This window comes from Cryobacterium sp. Hb1, from assembly GCF_004403585.1.
Taxonomy (GTDB): Bacteria; Actinomycetota; Actinomycetes; order Actinomycetales; family Microbacteriaceae; genus Cryobacterium; species Cryobacterium lyxosi.
In genome coordinates this window covers 359469-381244 of sequence record NZ_SOHI01000027.1, presented here as the reverse complement: position 1 = coordinate 381244, position 21776 = coordinate 359469, and the positions used below count along the sequence as shown (strand labels likewise).

The window sequence follows — 21776 nt, the reverse complement described above, 5'->3', positions numbered from 1 at the left end:
GCATTGCCCACTATGGGCAATGTCACAATCGAACTCGGGGCTTTCTCAGGTTCACCCCCGTTCAGGGGCAGACGATGTGCGCACAATGCGCGCAAAAAAGCGGCCGGACCTGCGATAACAGGCCCAGCCGCATCCAGTTGCCAAAATAAACAAATTTCGCGTCTGAGCACGATCGCACGCACGCACGTACTCGCTAGGCCGACATCTGGTAGGCGCTGCACGGAGCGCACGACAGATTTCGCTCGAACCCGGAGGGTTGGACGCTCGCGACCGGAGTCGATCTATCGGCCACTCATCTTTGACCCTACGCATACCTGGCGGTCATGGCGGGCTCGACCCGCGCGGTGTGGCGTTGAACGGCTATGACGCGTCGTTTTGGTGGCGGTGTACACGCTGGGCCGACGAAACTGAGCCTTTATACAGCGCGGGTTCACTATCGGTGTCCTTGTGAATGTGCAGGTCGCTGGGGCATAATGACGATATCGGAACGCTGGTATCCAGCTACCGAACAATTTAATATTCGCCATCGTGCTTCAACTCTGAGTTTAAGGCGCGGTCGTTTCGAGGTCGTTGGGGAAGACGAACCTACTAGGAACGGAGAAACACGATGGATGCAGTACCGAACCGTCGGGCGCCGATTGCGCGGGGGATGCTTTTTGTGCACTCTTCTCCGCGAGCGGTCTGTCCTCATATTGAGTGGTCTGCCGGTCGAGCACTCGGGGAGGCTGTCAACTTCGATTGGTCAGAGCAGCCAGCCCTGCCCGGATCCCACCGGGCGGAATATTACTGGGAAGGGTCTCCGGGTACCGGCGCCGCGCTCGCATCCGCTCTCCGCGGCTGGGAACAGCTGCGCTTTGAAGTCACCCAAGATGCTGGACCAGGTTTGGATGGCGGACGTTGGTTGCACACGCCCGAGCTGGGTATCTTCTACGCTCAGACCGACAGCATGGGTAACGTGGTCGTGCCGGAAGATCGCATTCGATCCGCCATGGAGAGTGCGGGGGCTAACGCCATCGAGCTGCACCGGCAGTTGCGCCTGGCCCTCGGGCAATCCTGGGACGACGAACTTGAACCGTTTCGGCAGGCGAGCGACCTGAATGCCGTGGTCTGGCTGCACCAGGTCGGCTGATCAGCCACTTCTCAAGCGTGCAGTTCGCCCATTACGGCGCCACCCGTCGATCGGCGTCATTCCCGGTGGCAACCCCGCAAAGTCAGGCGACCCGCCTGACAGAAATGACCCCGCCCGCACCCGGGCGGGGTCATTCTCTTCTACCGGACTTTTAGATCGACCGGAACGCTACAACGGCATTGTGACCGCCGAAGCCGAAGGAGTTGCTCAGCGCGAGTAGGTCTCCGGCCGGCAGGGCGCGCGGTGTGGTGACCACATCAAGCGGAATCTCCGGATCCTGCGACGTGAGGTTGATCGTCGGCGGCGCGATGCGCTCGTCGAGAGCCTTCACCGTGAAGAAGGCTTCGAGCGCGCCAGCGCCACCGAGCAGGTGGCCGGTTGATGCCTTCGTGGCCGAGACCGGGATGCCGTCGAGCAGATCGCCGAACACGCGCTTGAGCGCGTTGTACTCGGCGATGTCACCAACCGGGGTGCTCGTGGCGTGGACGTTGATGTGAGAGACATCGGCGAGGGTCCCTCCGGCGTTCTCGATGGTCGAGCGCATTGCGCGGGCGGCCGCCGATCCTTCGGGGTCCGGCGCGGTCACGTGGTACGCATCGCTGTTGACAACGCCACCGAGCAGTTCGGCGTAAATGTGGGCGCCGCGCGCCTTTGCATGCTCCTCGGTCTCGATGACGAGGGCGGCTGCACCCTCGCCGAGAACGAAACCGTCGCGAGTCACATCGTACGGGCGGCTCGCGGTAGCCGGGTCGTCGTTCCGGGTCGACAAGGCGTGCATCGCTGCAAACGACGCGATCGGCAGGGGGTGGATGGCTGCCTCTGAGCCTCCGGCGATGACAATGTCGGCCAGTCCGGCTTGCAGGCGATTGTACGCGTTGATCAGCGCTTCGGTGCTCGACGCGCACGCGGAAACCACCGTGGTGATGCCGGCACGGGCGTGCAGGTCCATTCCAATGGCCGCCCCCGGACCATTGGGCATGAGCATCGGCACGGTCATCGGCAGCACGCGACGCGGGCCGCGTTCGCGCAGGGTGTCCCATGCATCCAGCAGGGTCCACACTCCGCCGATCCCGGTCGCCCAGTCCACGGCGAGCCGCTCAGGCTCGACCTCGGGGGAGCCGGCATCGGCCCAGGCTTCGCGTCCGGCGATCAGGGCGAATTGGCTGGAAGGGTCAAGGCGCTTGACCTCAAATTTCTGCAGAACATCCACGGTTTTCACGCGTGCCTGTGCTGCAAAAGTTACGGGGATCGCTGTTTCAGCGACCCAGGCCTGCTCGAGGGTGGTTGCACCCGATTCGCCGGCCAGGAGGGCGGTCCAGGTGTCGACCGCCGTGCCGCCCAGCGGCGTGGTGGCACCGATTCCGGTGATAACGATTTTCTTGGTCATAAGTCAACTCTCCATGGAACGACAAACGTGTGGGCCGGTGCGTTGTGGCACCAGCCCAATGAACAGGTCGGCCGTTTTCCGACCGACCCGGTTCAGTCTTGGGTCTAGTCCTGTGCCTTCACGATGAACTCGACGGCATCGCCGACGGTCTTGAGGTTCTTGACCTCTTCGTCGGGGATTTTCACGTCGAACTTCTCTTCTGCGTTGACGACAATGGTCATCATCGAGATGGAGTCGATATCCAAGTCGTCCGTGAACGATTTGCCCAGCTCAACCGTGTCGGTTGCAATTCCGGTCTCGTCGTTGATGAGCTCGGCCAGGCCGGTCAGAACTTCTGCGGTGGACAATGCCATGTTGTTTTCTCCTTGAGGGTGTCTCGGTTGACCGAGACTTAGTTTAGAGGGTGGATAGGTTAGGGCAGCACAACGACTTGCGCACCGAACACGAGTCCGGCACCGAAGCCGATCTGCAGCGCGAGTCCGCCGCTGAGCTCTGGGTGTTCCTCGAGCAGGCGGTGGGTGGCGAGGGGGATTGAGGCCGACGACGTGTTACCGGTCGTGGCGACATCGCGGGCGATGACGACGGATTCCGGCAACTTCAGCTGCTTGGCAAACTCATCGATGATACGCATGTTGGCTTGGTGGGGAATGAACGCGGCGAGGTCGGCGCTCTCGATCCCGGCTACTTCGAGGGCTTTCTTGGCTACCTTCGCCATGTCCCAGACGGCCCAACGGAAGACAGTTTGCCCTTGCTGACGCAGGGTTGGCCAGTCGGCCTCGCCGCGGCGGTACTCCTGCAGGGTGTGATTCATGTGAATCGCGTCTGCCTTGGAACCATCCGATCCCCACACCGTTGTGGAGATGCCCGGATAGTCACTCGGGCCGATGACGACAGCGCCAGCACCGTCGCCGAGCAGGAATGAGATGCTGCGGTCTCCCGGGTCGACGAGGTCGGAAAGCTTCTCAGCGCCCACGACGAGGGCGTAGTGGGCAGCCCCCGTGCGAATGAGCGCATCGGCTTGGGCGATGGCGTAGGCGTATCCGGCGCAGGCTGCATTGATGTCATAAGCGGCGGCAGGATTGCTGCCAACACGGTCGGCCAAAACGGCGGCCATTGATGGTGTCTGGCGGCCGTTGCTGATGGTGGCGACGATCACGGCATCAATGAGCGCCGGGTCAATGCCACTTTTCTCGATGGCTTCGCGGGCGGCATCCGTTGCCATGTCGATAGCTTCGATGTTCTGGCTGGCGCGCGTGCGGGTGATGATGCCGGTGCGCTGCTGGATCCACTCGTCGGAGGAGTCAATCGCTGCGACGAGTTCGTCGTTGGGTACGACGAGGTCGCCGCGGGCGGCGCCGATCGAGAGGATTCGGGTGTACTGCGCCCCGTGGGACTGCTTCAGTATTGGCTTGGTCATTGTCTCTCTTATCAGATTCAGGACTGCTGGTCGATCATGGCCCAGGCGGCGGGCAGGTCGTCCGGGGTCTTGATGGCGACGGTAGGAACGCCTTTGAGGGCTCGCTTTGCAAGACCGACGAGCGCCCCGGCGGGGGCGATCTCGATAATTCCGGTGACTCCCGCTGCGGCGAAAGCTTCCATGCACCTGTCCCACCGTACCGGCGATGACACCTGACCCACGAGCAGGTCCAGAAAGCGGATGCCCGTGGCTACCTGGCTTCCGTCGCGATTGGTCCAGATGGGGAGGGTGGGGTCGTTGGGGTTGAGCGAGCCGGCAACCACGGTCATCCGTTCGACGGCCGGTTGCATATAACGCGTATGGAATGCGCCGGCGACCTGGAGCGGGATGACTCGGGCGCGGTGCGGGGGAGCCGCAGCGAGTTCGGCGAGAGCGTCGAGTGCCCCGGCAACGACGATCTGACCGCTGCCGTTAAAGTTGGCGGGTTCGAGGCCGAGCTCGGCCACCCGGGTGAGCAATTCGGTCTCGTCTGCACCGATCACGGCGCTCATGCCGGTGGGGACGAGGGCGGCGGCGGCCTGCATTGCCATGCCACGCTCTCGAACGAATCGCACCGCATCGGCGGTTTTCAGGATGCCGGCGCCCGCGGCGGCAGTGAGTTCTCCGACCGAGTGCCCGGCGATCCCGGCAACGCGGTCTCGGCGACCATCCGTGAGCAGTGCTTCAAGCGTCAGGATGCCTGCGGCGACGATGAGGGGCTGGGCAATCGCCGTGTCGCGGATGGTATCGGCGTCGCTGACCGTGCCGTGGGTGACGAGGTCTAGGTCGACGTCGCTCGAGATTTGCCGTAAGCCGGCATCGAAGGCAGGCAGAGCCAGCCAGGGTTCGAGGAATCCGGGAGTTTGGGAGCCCTGACCCGGGCAGACGACAACGATCACTTACTTAGTCTTCCAATCGGGGCCCGGAAATGAATGTACAGATGGCACTAAGTATTTCTAAAACCTTTGTAGATTCCTGCAGGCTGAGCCCTCGGGGAGGGATTTCGATTTCTCAGCTCGTGATCGATGGCGGGATCATTCCCGGTCGTGGGCCGATTCAGAATGCGCCGCGCCGGCCGTCGTTTGGGCGTCGGCTACGCCGCTCGCTCCACGCCCACCCCGGTACCGCCACAGACCTACGCCCACGAGCAGCCCCGCCAGCAGGAGGGACAGCGCGAGCGACTCGCGCGTTGCCGGGATGATCAACATGCCCACAAGCAGGGCGAGGATGCTGAGAATGGCGAACCAGGTGAGGTACGGGAACAACCACATTTTGAGCGAGAGCGCCCTGGCGGCATCCGGTCCCATGCGGCGACGCAGGATCAGCTGCGAAGCCGCAATCACGAGCCAGACGAACAAGGCGATGGCGCCGGAGGTGTTCACCAGGAATAGGAATACGGTGTCTGGGGCAAGGTAGTTGAGACCGACGGTCACAAACCCAACGATGGTCGAAGCGAGCACGGCGCTGCGCGGCACCCCACGGGCCGAGATCTTTCCCCAGGAACGGGGAGCGTCGCCGCGGGTGGAGAGCGAAAATAACATTCGGCTCGCGGTGTAGAGGCCAGAGTTGAGGCAGGACAGCACGGAAGTGAGCACGATCACGTCCATGATCGTGCCTGCACCGGGAATCCCGTAAAGCTCGATGGCCGCCACATACGGACTCTTCGCTACGGAGGCACTGTCCCAGGGCAGCAGGGTGACGACAATAGCGATCGAGCCGATGTAGAAGATCAGGATTCGCCACACGGTAGACCTCACGGCCTGACGAACAGCGGCCACGGGGTTTTGCGATTCCCCCGCGGCGATGGTCGCAATCTCGGCGCCGAAGAAGGAGAAGACGACCACGAGCACTCCACCGAGTACCGCTCCCGCACCGTTGGGAAAGAATCCGCCGCGATCAATGAGGTTGTCGAGGCCGGGCGCAGACACACCGGGCATGAAGCCGAGGATGGCCACAATGCCCAGCACCAGGAAGACCACAATGGCCGCCACCTTGATGGAAGCGAACCAAAATTCAAACTCCCCAAACGATTTCACCGAGGCCACGTTTGTGAGGGTGAGTAGCACCATGAGCAAAAGAGCCCATACCCATTGATCGACCTCGGGTACCCAACGATGCACGATCGCCGCGCCCGCGGTTGCCTCGATCCCGAGGACGATGATCCAAAACCAGGCATAGAGCCAGCCGATGCTGAACCCGGCCCAGCGGCCGAGAGCCCGGTCGGCGTAGGCCGAGAACGACCCGGTCTCCGGGCTCGCCGCCGCCATTTCGCCGAGCATCCGCATTACCAGAATGACTACGAGGCCCGCGGCGGCGTAGGCCACAAGAATTCCGGGGCCGGCTTGCTGGATCGCCACTCCGGAACCCACGAACAGGCCGGCTCCGATTACTCCCGCGATCGCGATCATCGAGAGGTGACGGGGTTTGAGGCTGCGTGTCAGTTCGCTGCCTTGTGGAGCGACACTGGCGGCTCCAGTCGGTTTCGCAGCACCTTCGGTCGCGGATTTCGGGAATGGCGGCATGACACGCTCCAAGTCTGAATAGGGCAGTTCTCATCTCCCGCGAGACAAGTCACGGCCATGGCAACGGCTGCCGGTGTAGCGACGACGCCCACCAAGTCGTTTCTGAAGCTGAGAGGAACGTCACGACGAGGTGACGACCGAATCGCACTGTATCCCCCGCGCCATGAAATTCAGGACCTTCATTAGCGGCGGCGGCTCGACCCATCGTGGTCGCTGATCGAACCGATGATCAGGGCGGACTGCAAAATGAGCGCCTCGCGGGCTCCCGTGGCGTCGTAGCCGATGACTTCAGACACTCGTTTCAGGCGGTACCGCACGGTGTTGGGATGCACGAATAGTTCACGCGCGGTTGCCTCCAGCGAACGGCCGTTGTCGAGGTAGCACCACAGAGTGGTGAGCAGCTCGGTGGAGTGCGCTTGCAGGGGCCGATAGATGCGATGAATGAGTGTGGCCCGAGCGAGCGGATCACCGGCCAGGGCACGTTCGGGGAGCAGATCGTCGGCCTGCACTGGCCGTGGAGCGTTGCGCCATGAGCGAGCGACGGCGAAACCCGCCAGCGCCGCCTTGGCACTCTTTGATGCGTCCACAAGGTTGGGAACCTCGTGGCCCAGCACTAGGTGCCCAGGGCCGAAGATCGGCTCTAACTGCATGGCGATCTCCATAAAAGTGAGGGCTGCGGCCGTGCCGACGTCGTCGCTGTCCGCCGGGGCGGGGCGTGCGCGACCGATCACGAGCACGAGGCGGTTTCCCTGTACGCCGATGAGTACGTCGGCGGCCATGTGCCGGGCGGCCCGGCGCAACTGGTCGACGTCGAGCATCTGCGGGGTAGTGCCGACCAGGACGCACACTTCGCCGTGGCCGTGCCAACCCAAGGCGGCGATCCGGCTGGGCAGTTCGTCGTCATATTCACCGCTGAGAATGGAATCAACGACGAGAGCTTCAAGCCGCGCGTCCCAGAGTCCGCGTGCCTCGGCAGCCCGAGCGTAGACATCTGCTGCTCCGAAGGCGATCTCTCGCGAATAGAGCAGAATAGCCTCGCGGAGGGCCTCGCCGCCGTCCTTGACGCGCTCCTCGACGACCTCAACCGTCACGCGGATCAGTTGCAGCGTCTGCTGCAGACTCACCGAGCGCAGCAACTCTCGAGGGGCAGCACCGAAGACGTCCGCGGCGATCCACGGCGTTGACCGTGGATCGTCGAACCAGGAGATGAAACTCGTGATCCCGGCCTGGGCGACCAGGCCGACGGCCGACCGCCGCCCTGGTGGCATGTCGCCATACCAGGACAGCGTGTCTTCGAGTCGTTTGAGCGTCTGAGTCGACAGTTCACCAGAGATGGTGCGTAACCAGTTGAGAGTCTGTTCTTTCGTTTTGGGCGCCGGTGCCACGGTTTCTTAGCTCTCGCCCCCGGCAGAGCCGGTGGTGCCCGCGCTCACATCGTGCAGGCGGTACTTGGCGATCGCCTGGCCCGCGAGGCTACGGTCTACTTCGCCGCGACGAGCCAGCAGCTCCAGGGTGCGCACAACCATAGACGGACCGTCGATCTTGAAGAATCGGCGTGCCGCCGGACGTGTGTCCGAGAAACCGAAGCTGTCGGCACCGAGTGTCGCGAAGTCGCCCGGAACAAACTGCCGAATCTGATCTGGAACGGCGTGCATGAAGTCGGACACGGCGACGAAGGGACCGGCAGCGCCTTGGAGCTTCGTGGTGACATACGGGATACGGGGCTCATCGTCGGGATTGAGGAAGTTGTGCTCCTCAGCGGCGAGACCATTGCGGCGCAGTTCGGTCCACGAGGTGACCGACCAGACGTCGGCCGAGACACCCCAGTCATCGGCGAGCAGCTGCGCAGCTTCCAGTGCCCACGGTACGGAGACGCCGGAGGCGAGCAACTGCGCCTTCGGTCCGGCGACACCGGATGCGCTAACCCGGTGAATACCGTGCAGGATGCCGTCCACATCGACATCGGCGGGCTCGACCGGTTGTACGGCCGGCTCGTTGTAGACCGTGACGTAGTACATGACGTTCGGGTCAGTGTGGGTGCCGCCGTACATGCGCTCGAGTCCGGCGCGCACGATGTGGCCGATCTCGTACCCGTATGCCGGGTCGTAGGAGACGACGGCCGGGTTGGTCGATGCCAGCAGCGGCGAGTGACCGTCGGCGTGCTGCAGACCTTCCCCGGTCAGCGTCGTGCGCCCGGCAGTGGCACCGACGATGAACCCGCGGCTCATCTGGTCTCCGGCGGCCCACAAAGCGTCGCCGGTGCGCTGGAAACCGAACATGGAGTAGAACACGTAGACCGGAATGAGCGGTTCACCCTGCGTGGAATACGACGTGCCCACATTGGTGAAAGCAGCGGCGGCGCCAGCCTCGTTGATGCCGACGTGCAGAATCTGGCCCTGCGGGCTCTCCTTGTAGGCGAGCAGCTGGGCGTGGTCGACCGAGGTGTAGTGCTGGCCGTTGGGGTTGTAGATCTTCGCGTTGGGGAAGAACGCGTCGATGCCGAAGGTGCGAGCTTCGTCGGGAATGATCGGAACGATGCGATTTCCAAAGTCCTTGGCGCGCAACAGCTCCTTGAGCAGTCGCACGAACGCCATGGTCGTGGCGATCTCCTGGGTTCCCGACCCCTTCTTGGCGACGGCGTAGGTTTCATCGCCGGGCAGGTTGAGCTTGGTGTGAGTGGTGCGTCGCTCCGGCAGGTAGCCGCCGAGCGCACGCCGACGCTCGTGCATGTACTCGATCGCCTCGTCCTTGTCGCCGGGGGTGTAGTAGGGCGGCAGGTAGGGGTTTTCCTCGAGCTGGGCATCCGTGATCGGTACGTGCATGCTGTCACGGAACGACTTGAGGTTGTCGAGGGTCATCTTCTTCATCTGGTGGGTCGCGTTGCGGCCCTCGAAGCTCGGACCGAGGCCGTAGCCCTTGACCGTTTTCGCGAGGATGACGGTCGGCTGGCCGGTGTGCTCCGAAGCGGCCTTGAACGCGGCATAGACCTTGCGGTAGTCGTGTCCACCGCGCTTGAGGTTCCAGACCTCGTCGTCGCTGAGGTGCTCGACGAGCTTCAGCGCACGCGGGTCACGGCCGAAGAAATTCTCGCGCACGTAGGCGCCGCTTTCGGCCTTGTACGTCTGGTAATCACCATCGGGCGTGACGTTCATCAGGTTGATCAGGGCGCCGTCTACGTCGTTCTTGAGGAGGCTGTCCCACTCCCGGCCCCAGACCACCTTGATGACGTTCCAGCCAGCACCACGGAAGAAGCTTTCGAGCTCCTGGATGATCTTGCCGTTACCCCGCACCGGGCCGTCAAGGCGCTGAAGATTGCAGTTGATGACAAAGTTGAGGTTGTCGAGGCCCTCGTTAGCGGCAACCTGCAGCTGGCCGCGGCTTTCCACCTCGTCCATTTCACCGTCGCCGAGGAATGCCCAGACCTGCTGGTCGCTGGCATCTTTGATACCCCGGTTGGTCAGGTAGCGGTTGAGCTGCGCCTGATAGATCGCATTAATCGGGCCGAGACCCATGGAGACGGTGGGGAACTGCCAGAATTCCGGCATGAGGCGCGGGTGCGGATATGACGAGATGCCATCGGGGGCGTGCGATTTTTCCTGACGGAAACCGTCGAGCTGGTTCTCGGTCAGCCGGCCTTCGAGGAAGGCGCGCGCGTAGGTGCCGGGGGAGGCGTGGCCCTGAATGAAAATCTGGTCACCACCGCCCGGGTGGTCCTGACCGCGAAAGAAGTGGTTGAAACCAACTTCATACAAGGCAGCGGAGGACGCGTAGGTGGAGATGTGGCCACCCACGGCAATGCCCGGGCGCTGCGCGCGGTGCACCAGAACGGCAGCGTTCCAGCGAATCCACGCCCGGTAGCGACGCTCAATATCTTCGTCACCCGGAAAGTCGGGTTCGTTCTCCGGGGCGATGGTGTTGATGTAGTCCGTCGTCGGAACCATGGGAACGCCCAGATGAAGCTCTTTCGAACGCTTCAAAAGGCTCAACATGATCTCGCGGCCGCGCTCGTGGCCGTGTTCCGCAACGAGCGAATCGAGGGATTGCGACCACTCCGCCGTTTCCTCCGGATCGGAGTCGGCGTTGTTCGTCGAGTACGGGTCCTGGTCGTTGACCGTCACAGTCGACCTCTCTCTGGGGGTTATGCAGCGATGGTGTCCCGAGGGCGGGGGCAATCTCTGCCACCACGAGGGCACGTGCCGTAAGTAAGCAGGTTGGATTGCAACCGGTGGCACCACATAAGCCTACAGATCTCACTCGATGTCCGCGTACGGAGGTGCCAACGGCCGAAAACTCACCCGGGCAAGCGGGGCGGTCTGTGAACCCACGCACGTTGCCGGGCTAGAGTGTGTCACCGGCCAATCCGTGCGTCAACGACGCACCAGGAAAGGAGCATTAATGGCTCTCGAAAACGATACTCAGGCACCTGATTTCAAACTCATCAACCAGTTCGGTGAGAGCGTGCAACTCAGTCAGTACCGAGGAATGAAATCAGTAGCGCTCGTTTTCTTTCCATTGGCATTCTCCGGAATCTGCAGCGGAGAGCTCTGTGAATTGCGCGACAACCTTGCACTGTTCCAAGACGGCGGCGTCGAGCTGATCGGCATTTCGGTCGACTCTCGACACGCCCTGCGCGCGTTCGGTGAGCAGGAAAAATATACGTTTGACTTGGTCGCTGATTTCTGGCCCCATGGCGCGGTCGCGAAGGAATATGGCGTCTTTCTCGAGGAGAAAGGGTTCGCCAATCGTGCGACTTTCTTGATCGACTCAAGCGGTATCATTCGGGCCAGTTTTATCACCGCACCGGGCGAGGCGCGTTCGATTGACGCCTACCGGGCTGCCCTCGAACAGCTCGCGCCCGTACTGTGAACCCTCCGGGTCGTCAAACCTGCGTCGACACTGACCTATACTGAACACACCCGAACAGTGAGACATCGGGGCCTTTAGCTCAGTTGGTAGAGCGCCACGTTTACACCGTGGATGTCATCGGTTCGAGCCCGGTAGGGCCCACATTCAGCAGACTTAGCCACCATCTGCCAGCACGACCCAGCGGGTGGAAGGCGATGTACGCGAGCACGTCGCCTGGCGCGTTCCGGGTTCGCACCGAGGGCTGAGCCGGAGATACCACCACCGCCCAGGCGCGTGCTGACCTCGTAACTCTTGGCATCACGCAGGAGCGCGCCATACGCGAGTGCGATATCGTTCGTCGGGAATTACAGCATGCGCTCAGCGCACCTGGGGCGTTCCTCAACGTTTGAACATGCGAGATAGCTAAAATTCCATCCCATTGGGGTAGACCGGGCATATACTGTCAGCGCGACCCTGGACCTTGGACGTAGGCGAATTTTCCGCGAGCTTTCGAGGGGCGATCATGAAACGCATATTTCATCCTGGCGGTTCAGTAATAACCGGCAGCGATCTCGCTGATGCGGTCCTTCTCTACGCGGAGGCGCTCTGCAACCGCCGGCAGGTGGATGTCGTCGATATCCCGGTGATGGGCGATAACGGAAGTCTGCTGCGGGCCCAGTTCCTGATCGGTTCGTCGAGCCAGCTGGTGAGCGTCACGGCCGACGGCCTGTCGCCGGAGCTGGTTGAACCGGAGACCACCGATTTTCTGCACCGCAAAGCCCAGACCGGGGCCATGATCCCTGCCGCCTGGACCCGGGAAGAATCGGCTGCTGCGCAGTTCGACGAATTCGACTACTGAGCCTTTTCGTCGAACCTGGAGCATCGGGTTGCTCCGTGTCCCACGAAGCTCCAGCGCCGGTCGCCCAGTAGGCTGAACTAGTGCCATTCTCGCTAGCCGACTTTACTCGAGTCGCCCATACCCTGTGGCCCCTCGACGGTGCTGAAGACTGGGATCGGCCGGGCTTGGTCAGCGGAAATCCGTTGCGACCGGTGCGCCGGATCCACCTCGCGGTTGATGCCACATCCCAAACCGTCGACGAGGCCATCCAGGCCGAGGCTGACGTGCTGCTGACGCACCATCCGCTGCTCTTGCACGGCGTCACAAGCGTCGCCGAAGATCGCTACAAGGGTGCGTTGCTCAGCCGGCTCATTCGTGCCGACTGCGCATTGCTGGCCGCGCATACGAACGCTGACGTTGTCGCAGACGGCGTGTCCGACATTATTGCCACGCACCTGAAGCTGGCTGATGTGATCCCCATTTCCGAGAGCATTGCCCCCGGCACCGGCATTGGTCGCGTGGGACATTTGACCCAGCCAACGACGCTGGGACACCTCGCGCACACCATGCTGGCACTACTGCCGGCTACGGCGTCCGGCGTGCGTGTCGCGGGCGATTATGCCGCAGCGGTCACCACCATCGCGTTGTGTGGCGGCGCAGGCGATTCGCTGCTGCGCCACCCCAGAGTAATCACAGCGGATGTTTACATCACCTCCGACCTGCGTCATCACCCTGCCTCCGAAGCGCGAGAGCAAGCGCTCTGCGCTGGCGGCCCCGCCCTGATGGACGTGTCGCACTGGGCCAGCGAATGGCTCTGGCTGGAACCAGCTGCCGTGCAGCTACGAGCTGCCCTCCCCGGGACCACTGTCACGGTGAGTGAGCTGAACACCGATCCCTGGGATTTCGCCGTTGTGCATTGAATCGTGCACTAACCTCCCATTCTCCCTATCTTTTCGAACCACATCTCATTTTTAGCGTTAGGTCAGGACATCGTGAAGGCATCACCACTCCAGCAGAAGGAACTTCTGCGGCTTCAAGCTCTGGATATCAAGGTTCTTCAGATCAGCCACCAGTCAAAGTCGCTCGCGGCGCACGCCGAACTGGCCGCGCTCAATCGCGAAGCGGAAGCCAGCCGCATGAAGCTGCTCGGGCGAACGGGCGAACTAGACGACGTGCGCACCGAACTGGGACGCATCGAGAGCGACGTCGAGGTTGTTGAGAAGCGCATCAGTCGCGACACCGACCGCCTTCAGCACACTTCGTCGGTCAAGGATATCCAGGCTCTCGACTCCGAAATCGCCTCGCTCAAAAAACGTCTGTTCGACCTCGAAGAGATCGAGATCGCCGTGTTGGAGCGTCAGGAAGAGCATGAAGCGGCCGTCGCCGTCGTGGCACAGGAACGCGATGCCATCGCCGAGCGCGTGAGCGCGACCGAGTCCGCGCGCGACGAGGTGCTCCATGACCTCACGCGCCAGCTCGGCGAACTGACCCGCGACCGAGCCGCCGTGGCCGCCACCATTCCTGATGACCTCGCGACCCTCTACGAGCGGTTGCGTATCTCCGGCCACGGCAACGCCGCTGCGCTGCTCCGAGCCCGTACCTGCAGCGGCTGCACAATGACCATCACGGGGAGCGACCTCGCCGACGTTCGCCAGGCGCCCGCCGACGAGGTCATCTTCTGCCCCGACTGCGGTGCCGTGCTGGTACGCACCGAAGAGTCCGGAATCTAATAACGGTTCGCGGTGGGCCGTGCGCCCGGTAGACTCAATCTTCGGAATGGGTCGGCAAGACGGTCGCGTCATTTGTTGGATCTTCGGATCTCACGGATGCCGAGGAACGTCCGGGCTCCACAGAGCAGGATGGTGGGTAACACCCACCCGGGGTAACCCGCGAGACAGTGCCACAGAAAGTAAACCGCCATTTGCGCCCCGCCTTCGGGTCGGGTGTGGTGGTAAGGGTGAAACGGTGGTGTAAGAGACCACCAGAGGCCAGGGTGACCTGGTCGGCTCGGTAAACCTCGTCCGGAGCAAGGTCAGACAGAAAGCGCTAAGGCTGCTCGCCGAGCTTTCGGGTAGACCGCTAGAGGGCTGCGGCAACGTAGTCACGAGATAGATGGCCGTCGACGGTGTGTGAACACCTGGACAGAACCCGGCGTACTAGCCGGCCCATTCCACCCCACCGTACCGACAAACCCGGCGCCCACCCGGGCGGGCTGCAGCGACGCGGACCTGCCCGGGTCGGGTAGCGCTGTCGGACTAGCCCGGAAAGCGGGCAGCCAAAGCCGCCGCACCAAGAATTCCGGCGTTGTTGCGGTGGACAGCGGGGATGATGCGCGTCTTCAGATTGAGCAACGGCAGAAAGTTCTCATGGTGCTTGGAGACCCCACCTCCGACGATGAACAGGTCGGGGGAGAAGAGCCGTTCAAGCGTTGAGTAATACTTCTGCAAGCGTGCGGCCCACGTTTCCCAGCTGAGATCGTCACGTTCCTTGGCGGAGTAAGCCGCGCGCGTCTCGTAGTCATGCCCGTCGATCTGCAGGTGGCCCAGTTCCGTGTTGGGCACCAGCACGCCGTCATTCAGCAGCGCTGAACCGATCCCGGTACCGAGCGTGGTCAACAGCACAACGCCAGCAACACCCTTGGCCGCACCGAACTGTGCTTCAGCGTAACCGGCAGCATCTGCGTCGTTGACGAAGTGAATCGGCAGGCTGAGGCCCTTTTCGAACAGGGCTTCAGCGGCAAGGCCAATCCACTTCGACGATACGTTCGCCGCTGACATGGTGTGACCGTTCTTGACGACGGCGGGAAAACACACGCCGACCGGAAGGTCGCCGACGCCTTTCGAGACGGTGGAGAGCAGGGTGCGGGTTGTCTCGACGATGTCCTGCGGGCGCCCCCCTTTGGGCGTGGGCAACTTCACCCGGTCGGTCAAAAGCTCACCGGTGGCCAGGTCGACCACCGCCCCCTTGATTCCCGTGCCGCCGATGTCGATTCCAATGGCCGTCGTTGCAGTCATGTGTTGATCCTCTATCTATTCGAAAACCGGTTCAGGCTAAGGTCAGGATCTCAGCGCCGCGCTCGGTCACTACGAGTGTGTGTTCGAATTGAGCTGTCATGCTACGGTCGCGGGTGAGAACCGTCCAGTCATCGCTCCAGATGTCCCAGTCGCTGGTTCCCAGGGTGAGCATCGGCTCGATGGTGAAGACCATGCCGACCTCCATGACCGTGTCGAACTGCGGTGCGTCGTAGTGCGGGATGATGAGGCCGGAGTGAAAGGCTTCACCAACGCCGTGCCCCGTATAGTCGCGCACAACGCCGTAGTTGAACCGCTTGGCGTAGGAGGCGATGGTGCGACCGATCACATTGACCTGGCGCCCGGGGGCAACGGCTTTGATGCCGCGCGCGAGCGCCTCCCTGGTTCGTTCGACCAATAGCGTCACCTCCTCGGTGGCTTCGCCCACAATGAACGTGACGTTGGTGTCGCCGTGCACGCCGTTCTTGTACGCCGTGATGTCAATGTTGACGATGTCACCATTGTCGAGCACCGTGTTATCGGGGATTCCATGGCAAATGACCTCATTCACCGAACTGCACAGTGATTTGGGGTAGCCGCGGTAGCCCAGGGTCGAAGGGTAGGCATCGTTGGCCACCAGGTAGTCATGACCGATCTGGTCCAGTTGCTCGGTGGTGACGCCGGGAACGATGGCTCGACCGACAGCGGCAATCGCCTCAGCGGCGATGCGGCCGGAGTGACGAATAAGCTCGATCTTTTCGGTCGAATAGACGTCAGAGCCGGTGAAGGGGCTCGGCCCCTTCTTGCCCACGTACTCCGGACGAACGATGTGTGATGGGACGGAACGGGTCGATGACACCGTTCCCGGGATGAGGTGACCGATGGAATCCTTAGGCATAGGATCAAGCTTATGGCCGACGACAAAGAACACGCATTCTGGTACAACATGCGCACGGGCGAAGTGGAGCACGGTTTTCAGTCGCCATCGCTGGATCGGGTGGGGCCATTCGCTACCCGGGACGAGGCAGTTCATGCTCTGGAGAAACTGCGCGCCAACAGCGCCAAGTGGTCGGAAGACGACGCTCGGGACGCCCGCTAACCGTTGAGCGCGCTCTACTCGTAGCTGTGCTCTGTTGCCGGGTACGCCCCAGAGGCAACGTCAGCGGTGAACCGCTGCACAGCATCCGTCAGCACCGCTCGAACGTCGGCGTACTGACGCACGAACTTCGGTACTCGACCACTGGTCATGCCAGCAAAGTCCGTCCACACGAGCAGCTGCCCGTCAACGGATGGCCCCGCCCCGACCCCGATAGTCGGGATCGACAGTCGCTCCGTGACGAGGGCGGCGACGGACGCCGGTACCATCTCCAGGACAACGGCGAAGGCGCCGGCGTCCTGAACGGCGAGGGCGTCCGCGATGAGTGTCTCGGCGGCGTCTCCACGACCCTGAATGATATGGCCACCCAAGCCGTGTTCGCTTTGCGGAGTGAATCCCACATGGCCCATCACGGGGATGCCAGCCGAGACGATGCGCCTGATCTGTTTATGGCTGCGCTGGCCGCCCTCGAGTTTCACCGCGTGCGCCTGGGCCTCTTTCATAAACCGCACGGCGGTCGAGAGGGCCTGATCAGCGCCGCTCTCGTACGAACCGAACGGCATATCGGCCACGACGAAGGCACGGGTCACTGCTCGAGCAACAGCACGGGTCAGAGGGATGAGCTCGTCAACCGTGACGGGGAGAGTGGTCTCGTACCCGAAGACGTTGTTGCCGGCTGAATCGCCCACCAGGAGAAAATCGATTCCGGCCGCATCAAAAATTTGGGCAGTGAGCATGTCGTAGCTCGTCAGGCCCGTAATGGGGATCCCCTGGGCCTTCGCGTTCTGAAAGTGCCGCGTGCGTACCCGCTTGGGCCCGGAAACCGCGCTATAGGGATGCTGCACGGCGGCATCGGCGCCCGCCGGATCGGGCTCTGGTGCTGTCAACTCTGGCATGCAACAAGTGTAGTCAGGCGAGCAATCATGCTCGGAGCCAGTAGCCTAGACAGCAGGTATTGAGGACGGTAGCTATTTAGGTGCGTCCCCGTTGGAGCAATCAGAAAGAGCGTGAATGGACAAGCAGCGCGACTTCGTTCTTCGAACCATCGAGGAGCGAGGAATCAAGTTCATTCGGCTTTGGTTCACCGACGTCGTCGGTACCCTCAAATCGGTGGCCATTGCACCCGCCGAGGTCGAGGGCGCGTTCAACGAAGGCCTCGGGTTCGACGGTTCCGCCATCGAGGGCCTCACCCGCTCCTTTGAAGCGGATGTCCTGGCTCACCCGGATCCCACCACGTTTCAGATTCTGCCCTGGCGCGGGGAAGTCGATCCCACCGCCCGCATGTTCTGCGACATCACCACACCCGACGGCCAGCCCGCCGTCGCGGACCCCCGCAACGTGCTCAAGCGCACCCTGGCCAAAGCGGCCGACCGTGGCTTCACGTTCTACACCCACCCCGAGGTGGAGTTCTACCTGCTCAAGTCGTCGAAGTATGGCAAGAACGGTCCGACTCCGGTCGACTCGGCCGGCTACTTCGACAACGTTCCCGGTGGAACCGCCCACGATTTCCGACGCCGCTCGGTGCGCATGCTCGAAGATCTCGGAATTTCCGTTGAATTCAGCCACCACGAGGCGGGTCCCGGCCAGAACGAAATCGACCTGCGCTATGCCGACGCTCTGACGACCGCGGACAACATCATGACCTTCCGTACGGTGGTCAAGGAAGTCGCGATCGAGCAGGGCGTGTATGCGACGTTCATGCCCAAGCCCATGTCGGAGCATCCCGGATCGGGCATGCACACGCACATGTCGCTGTTCGAGGGTGACGCAAACGCGTTCTACGAGGCCGGTGCCAAATACCAGCTCTCCAAGATCGGCCGCCAGTTCATCGCCGGCCTGCTCAAGCACGCCCCCGAGATCACCGCGGTGACCAATCAATTCGTGAACTCGTACAAGCGGCTGTGGGGTGGCGATGAGGCTCCGAGCTTCGTTTGCTGGGGTCATAACAATCGCTCAGCGCTGGTGCGCGTACCGCTGTACAAGCCGAACAAGGGCCAGAGTGCCCGTGTTGAATATCGAGCGATCGACTCCGCGGCCAACCCCTACCTCGCCTATTCCCTCATGCTGGCCGCCGGCCTCAAGGGTATCGAGGAGGGCTACGAGTTGCCGCCGGAGGCCGAAGACAATGTGTGGAGCCTCAGCGACACCGAGCGTCGTGCGCTCGGATACACGCAGCTGCCGGCCAGCCTCGATCATGCTATTCAATTCATGGAGGAGTCCGAGCTCGTCGCGGAGACGCTGGGCGAACAGGTCTTCAATTATGTTCTGCTCAACAAGCGGCAGGAGTGGCGGGACTACCGGTCACAGGTCACCCCGTTCGAACTTCAAAAAAACCTGGAGATGCTCTAACTCGCCAGTGGTGTCGCTGATCGAAGGAATCGCCCGCGATGGAGCGTTTGCACTTGACCCTGACCGAACTCGTTCGGGTAGGTTTCGTTGACCTTGCCGACGTACGTGTTCGGCTCGACGAGATTGCCCAGCTCGGTGCGAGCAGCCCGCACCGAGCCACCGGTTCAGCTGGCCGGTTGACCGATACTCGGGTCTTGTTGCCGCTGCTCACGGCAACGGCAAGCCCGGATGCCGCGCTGATCGCGTTGGTCGCCCTGCTGCGGCAGGGTTCGCCTGAACTATTCGAACTGCTCCAGTCGCCGGCTGCGACCGGGCGGCTGCTGAAAGTCGTCGGAGCGTCCAGCGGAATCACCGAATTCTTCCTCCGGCATCCGGTGGAACTGACGGTTCTGGTCACGCCGTTAACGGTGCTGCCGAGCGTCGACGAGCTGGTCCGCGACCTGTTGGACTCTGTCGGCGCGACCGAGGGATTCTCCCGCCTGGTCGATGATGCAGCGTGGATCGCTCTCAGGGTGCGCTACCGTCGCCGCTTGGCGCAGCTGGCCGCCTTCGACCTCGAACAGGCCGACCCCGTTGCCGGGCTCGACGGCATCGCCCGTACCCTGTCCGATCTCGCCACGGCGGCGCTCGAAGCCGCGTTAGCGGTTGCCCGCACCATGTGCAGCGGCGACACGGCCGGGCGCGCTGTCTTTGCTGCCGACCAGGTGCGCGCAACGCGCCTGGCCATTATCGGCATGGGCAAGGCCGGGGCGAGCGAACTCAACTACGTGAGCGACGTCGACGTTATCTTCGTCGCGGACGGCGACGAATCAGCCGGTCTGGAAAGTTCTCGGGCTGTCGAGATCGCGACCCGCCTTGCCGTGCTCATCATGCGCGGCCTGGGCGAATCCGGCATTGAACCAGAGCTGTGGGAGGTCGACCCCAACCTGCGTCCGGAAGGCAAGAGCGGAGCCCTCGTACGCTCGATCGAATCCCATCTCGCCTACTATGACCGTTGGGCCAAGAGTTGGGAGTTTCAGGCGCTACTCAAGGCCCGCACGCTGGCCGGTGACCGCGAACTCGGAGCCCGTTACATGGATGCGGTCACACCCAAGGTCTGGAGCAGCGCCGGCCGCGAGAATTTCGTCGAATCGGTACAGCGTATGCGGGAGCGCGTCACCGACAATATCCCCGACGACGAGGTTGATATTCAGCTCAAGCTCGGGCCAGGCGGACTGCGCGATATCGAGTTCACGGTGCAGCTGCTTCAGCTTGTTCATGGCCAGACCGACCCTGCCGTTCGACAGACTGGCACCCTCCCGGCGCTGGCCGCCCTGGCGACCGCCGGGTATGTGGGTCGAGCCGAAGCCACCGAGTTCGCTCAGGACTATCGCTCTCTGCGCCTGATGGAACATCGGCTGCAGCTTCAAAAACTTCGCCGTACCCACCTGGTGCCGCGCGACGAGGCAAATCTGCGGGTGCTGGCCCGTTCGAGCGGTCTGGCCACCAGTGCTGCCGGACTCACCGCCCGCTGGTCGGAGACCAAACAAAGGGTGCGCGGCCTGCACGAGCGCCTTTTCTACCGTCCCCTGCTATCGGCGGTGGCGTCGCTGCCGGCCGATGGGCTGAACCTGACCAGTGCACAGGCCGAAGCTCGTCTGGCGGCGATTGGCTTTCTGAACGCTAAGGGCGCTCTGGCCCACATCGCCGCTCTCTCCGGCGGAGTATCCCGGCGCGCAGCGATTCAGCGGCACCTCCTCCCCGTCCTCCTGCAGTGGCTGTCGCAGGGGGCAGACCCGGACTACGGCTTTCTGGTCTTTCGGCGCCTGAGCGACAACCTCGGTTCGACCTATTGGTTCCTGCGCATGTTGCGTGACTCCTCGGGTGCCGCCGAGCGCCTCACCAGGGTGTTGTCCGGGAGTCGTTTTATCGGCGAGCTCCTGGAGAAGATCCCCGAAGCGGTGGCGTGGCTCGAAGACGAAGCCGACCTGCAGCCTCGACCGCTCAGAGCACTCCAAGACGAAACCCGAGCGGTCCTCGGCCGGCATGAAAGCTCGGATGCTGCCGCGACTATTCTGCGCGCGGCACGGCGCCGTGAGATGCTGCGACTGGCATTCGCAGCCCTTCTCGGTCAGATCGATCTCGACCAGCTGGGCCAGGGCCTGACGGACATTAACGCGACCTATATTCAGGGCGTCATCGCTGCTATACGTGGGGGAGACCTGATTGTTCGGGGCGGTCCTGATGGTTCTGACGACAGCACGTCGGGCGGCGACGGAATTGAATTCGGTGTGATCGGCATGGGGCGGTTCGGCGGTGCCGAGCTCGGTTTCGGTTCCGATGCCGACGTCATGTACGTATTCCGTGCTGGTAGTCTCGACGGCGAAGCGGCCAACGACCGTGCCCGGTATATCGTGCGTGAACTCAATCGGCTCACCGAAGACGGGCGTTTGCCGCTCGATCTGGACATCGGATTACGTCCGGAAGGCAGCAACGGGCCGGTCGTGCGTTCGCTCGACTCCTATCAGGCGTACTATCGCCGTTGGTCACTCACCTGGGAAGCTCAGGCGCTTCTGCGCGGTCGGGGTGTCGCCGGCGATGGTGCGTTGCTACGAGACTTCGAGGCCGTCGCCGACGACGTACGGTACCCCGCAGCCATTAGCGAGCAGGCTGTGCGGGAGGTTCGTCGCATCAAGGCTCGGGTCGAGAACGAGCGCCTCCCGCAGGGCGCCGACCCGAACCGGCACCTGAAATTGGGGCGTGGCTCGCTCAGTGACGTGGAATGGTTGGTTCAGCTGCTCCAGCTGCAGCACGGCGCGGCGATTCCGGCGCTTCGCACGACGTCCACTCTGTCGGCATTGGAGGAAGCAGTCAGCGCCGCATTGATACCGGCAGCGGATGCGGCGGTGCTACGCAGCGCGTGGGTCTTTGCGTCGCGCGCTCGCTCGGCCATCACCCTCTGGACGAACCATACCTCGAATGTGTTGCCGACTGATCGCGCCGCCCTCGAGGGCATCGCCCGGGTTATGGAGTACCCGCCGGGGTCGGGTAACCAGCTGGAGGACGACTACCTCGCTGTGACCCGACGTTCCCGCGCCGTATTCGAGCGCCTGTTCTACGGCCCCGTCGAACGTCCCGGGCCGAACGCCGGCTGACGATCAACA

The 21776-nt window shown here is 62.8% G+C and carries 18 protein-coding genes, 1 tRNA gene and 1 other RNA gene; 10 read left to right on the top strand and 10 right to left on the bottom strand.

What is annotated here, in order from left to right; genetic code table 11:
- The first annotated feature begins 607 nt into the window (after nt 1–607).
- Nucleotides 608–1129 (top strand): DUF3145 domain-containing protein, encoded by a 522-nt coding sequence (locus E3T38_RS11145; RefSeq protein ID WP_241984418.1) that lies wholly within the window; start codon nt 608–610, stop codon nt 1127–1129.
- Between the two features lie 151 nt (nt 1130–1280).
- Here E3T38_RS11145 and E3T38_RS11140 read toward each other — a convergent pair whose 3' ends face one another.
- The 7 genes from E3T38_RS11140 to aceE all read right to left on the bottom strand — a co-directional run bounded on the left by E3T38_RS11140 (nt 1281) and on the right by aceE (nt 10612).
- Nucleotides 1281–2516, bottom strand: a complete 1236-nt coding sequence (locus E3T38_RS11140; RefSeq protein WP_134548256.1) for a beta-ketoacyl synthase — start codon at nt 2514–2516, stop codon at nt 1281–1283.
- A gap of 104 nt (nt 2517–2620) precedes the next feature.
- Nucleotides 2621–2869: an acyl carrier protein gene (locus E3T38_RS11135; protein WP_104129202.1), complete on the bottom strand. Its 249-nt coding sequence runs from the start codon at nt 2867–2869 to the stop codon at nt 2621–2623.
- Nucleotides 2870–2928: 59 nt separating this feature from the next.
- A complete protein-coding gene (locus E3T38_RS11130; protein ID WP_134548255.1) occupies nt 2929–3933 on the bottom strand; it encodes a beta-ketoacyl-ACP synthase III in 1005 nt (334 codons plus the stop codon).
- Between the two features lie 17 nt (nt 3934–3950).
- Nucleotides 3951–4871, bottom strand: a complete 921-nt coding sequence (locus tag E3T38_RS11125) for an ACP S-malonyltransferase (protein ID WP_134548254.1) — start codon at nt 4869–4871, stop codon at nt 3951–3953.
- A gap of 135 nt (nt 4872–5006) precedes the next feature.
- Complete coding sequence (locus tag E3T38_RS11120; protein ID WP_134548253.1) at nt 5007–6494, bottom strand: amino acid permease; 1488 nt, start codon at nt 6492–6494, stop codon at nt 5007–5009.
- Nucleotides 6495–6676: 182 nt separating this feature from the next.
- Nucleotides 6677–7879 carry a CdaR family transcriptional regulator gene (locus E3T38_RS11115; RefSeq protein WP_134548252.1) on the bottom strand — a complete coding sequence of 401 codons (1203 nt, stop codon included), beginning with the start codon at nt 7877–7879 and terminating at the stop codon, nt 6677–6679.
- Between the two features lie 6 nt (nt 7880–7885).
- On the bottom strand, nt 7886–10612 hold the full coding sequence (gene aceE / locus E3T38_RS11110; RefSeq protein WP_134548251.1) for a pyruvate dehydrogenase (acetyl-transferring), homodimeric type: 2727 nt from the start codon (nt 10610–10612) through the stop codon (nt 7886–7888).
- Between the two features lie 277 nt (nt 10613–10889).
- Here aceE and E3T38_RS11105 point away from each other — a divergent pair, with 277 nt between their 5' ends.
- The 6 genes from E3T38_RS11105 to rnpB all read left to right on the top strand — a co-directional run bounded on the left by E3T38_RS11105 (nt 10890) and on the right by rnpB (nt 14349).
- Nucleotides 10890–11360, top strand: coding sequence for a peroxiredoxin (locus E3T38_RS11105; RefSeq protein ID WP_134548250.1), 471 nt, complete (start codon nt 10890–10892; stop codon nt 11358–11360).
- A gap of 68 nt (nt 11361–11428) precedes the next feature.
- Nucleotides 11429–11501: transfer RNA gene (locus E3T38_RS11100), tRNA-Val, on the top strand.
- 361 nt (nt 11502–11862) lie between these two features.
- Nucleotides 11863–12198 (top strand): hypothetical protein, encoded by a 336-nt coding sequence (locus tag E3T38_RS11095; RefSeq protein WP_104198084.1) that lies wholly within the window; start codon nt 11863–11865, stop codon nt 12196–12198.
- An 80-nt stretch (nt 12199–12278) separates the two neighbouring features.
- Nucleotides 12279–13097, top strand: a complete 819-nt coding sequence (locus E3T38_RS11090) for a Nif3-like dinuclear metal center hexameric protein (protein WP_134548249.1) — start codon at nt 12279–12281, stop codon at nt 13095–13097.
- Nucleotides 13098–13169: 72 nt separating this feature from the next.
- Nucleotides 13170–13907, top strand: a complete 738-nt coding sequence (locus tag E3T38_RS11085) for a zinc ribbon domain-containing protein (protein ID WP_134548248.1) — start codon at nt 13170–13172, stop codon at nt 13905–13907.
- A 47-nt stretch (nt 13908–13954) separates the two neighbouring features.
- Nucleotides 13955–14349, top strand: an RNA gene (rnpB, locus tag E3T38_RS11080) — RNase P RNA component class A.
- An 83-nt stretch (nt 14350–14432) separates the two neighbouring features.
- Here the strand turns inward: rnpB and ppgK are convergent.
- On the bottom strand, nt 14433–15191 hold the full coding sequence (ppgK, locus tag E3T38_RS11075; RefSeq protein WP_134548247.1) for a polyphosphate--glucose phosphotransferase: 759 nt from the start codon (nt 15189–15191) through the stop codon (nt 14433–14435).
- A gap of 31 nt (nt 15192–15222) precedes the next feature.
- The gene (gene map, locus E3T38_RS11070) at nt 15223–16086 is read right to left on the bottom strand and encodes a type I methionyl aminopeptidase (RefSeq protein WP_104198080.1); all 864 of its coding nucleotides are present in this window, start codon (nt 16084–16086) and stop codon (nt 15223–15225) included.
- 12 nt (nt 16087–16098) lie between these two features.
- On the opposite strand from map, the gene E3T38_RS11065 reads away from it, so the two are divergent.
- Nucleotides 16099–16287, top strand: a complete 189-nt coding sequence (locus E3T38_RS11065; RefSeq protein ID WP_134548246.1) for an SPOR domain-containing protein — start codon at nt 16099–16101, stop codon at nt 16285–16287.
- Nucleotides 16288–16301: 14 nt separating this feature from the next.
- Here the strand turns inward: E3T38_RS11065 and panB are convergent, their stop codons facing one another.
- The gene (gene panB, locus E3T38_RS11060; protein WP_134548245.1) at nt 16302–17180 is read right to left on the bottom strand and encodes a 3-methyl-2-oxobutanoate hydroxymethyltransferase; all 879 of its coding nucleotides are present in this window, start codon (nt 17178–17180) and stop codon (nt 16302–16304) included.
- Nucleotides 17181–17295: 115 nt separating this feature from the next.
- On the opposite strand from panB, the gene E3T38_RS11055 reads away from it, so the two are divergent.
- Both E3T38_RS11055 and E3T38_RS11050 read left to right on the top strand, forming a co-directional pair.
- Nucleotides 17296–18633 carry a glutamine synthetase family protein gene (locus E3T38_RS11055; protein WP_134548244.1) on the top strand — a complete coding sequence of 446 codons (1338 nt, stop codon included), beginning with the start codon at nt 17296–17298 and terminating at the stop codon, nt 18631–18633.
- Nucleotides 18634–18671: 38 nt separating this feature from the next.
- Nucleotides 18672–21767, top strand: a complete 3096-nt coding sequence (locus E3T38_RS11050; protein WP_134548243.1) for a bifunctional [glutamine synthetase] adenylyltransferase/[glutamine synthetase]-adenylyl-L-tyrosine phosphorylase — start codon at nt 18672–18674, stop codon at nt 21765–21767.
- Nucleotides 21768–21776 lie beyond the last annotated feature (9 nt).

What these genes read in the sequence shown, in the direction of transcription:
- E3T38_RS11145 (WP_241984418.1), top strand. Translation starts at nt 608, where the DNA reads ATGGATGCAGTACCGAACCGTCGGGCGCCGATTGCGCGGGGGATGCTT.
- E3T38_RS11140 (WP_134548256.1), bottom strand. Translation starts at nt 2,516, where the DNA reads ATGACCAAGAAAATCGTTATCACCGGAATCGGTGCCACCACGCCGCTG.
- E3T38_RS11135 (WP_104129202.1), bottom strand. Translation starts at nt 2,869, where the DNA reads ATGGCATTGTCCACCGCAGAAGTTCTGACCGGCCTGGCCGAGCTCATC.
- E3T38_RS11130 (WP_134548255.1), bottom strand. Translation starts at nt 3,933, where the DNA reads ATGACCAAGCCAATACTGAAGCAGTCCCACGGGGCGCAGTACACCCGA.
- E3T38_RS11120 (WP_134548253.1), bottom strand. Translation starts at nt 6,494, where the DNA reads ATGCCGCCATTCCCGAAATCCGCGACCGAAGGTGCTGCGAAACCGACT.
- E3T38_RS11105 (WP_134548250.1), top strand. Translation starts at nt 10,890, where the DNA reads ATGGCTCTCGAAAACGATACTCAGGCACCTGATTTCAAACTCATCAAC.
- E3T38_RS11095 (WP_104198084.1), top strand. Translation starts at nt 11,863, where the DNA reads ATGAAACGCATATTTCATCCTGGCGGTTCAGTAATAACCGGCAGCGAT.
- ppgK (WP_134548247.1), bottom strand. Translation starts at nt 15,191, where the DNA reads ATGACTGCAACGACGGCCATTGGAATCGACATCGGCGGCACGGGAATC.
- map (WP_104198080.1), bottom strand. Translation starts at nt 16,086, where the DNA reads ATGCCTAAGGATTCCATCGGTCACCTCATCCCGGGAACGGTGTCATCG.
- E3T38_RS11065 (WP_134548246.1), top strand. Translation starts at nt 16,099, where the DNA reads ATGGCCGACGACAAAGAACACGCATTCTGGTACAACATGCGCACGGGC.
- panB (WP_134548245.1), bottom strand. Translation starts at nt 17,180, where the DNA reads ATGCCAGAGTTGACAGCACCAGAGCCCGATCCGGCGGGCGCCGATGCC.
- E3T38_RS11055 (WP_134548244.1), top strand. Translation starts at nt 17,296, where the DNA reads ATGGACAAGCAGCGCGACTTCGTTCTTCGAACCATCGAGGAGCGAGGA.
- E3T38_RS11050 (WP_134548243.1), top strand. Translation starts at nt 18,672, where the DNA reads ATGGAGCGTTTGCACTTGACCCTGACCGAACTCGTTCGGGTAGGTTTC.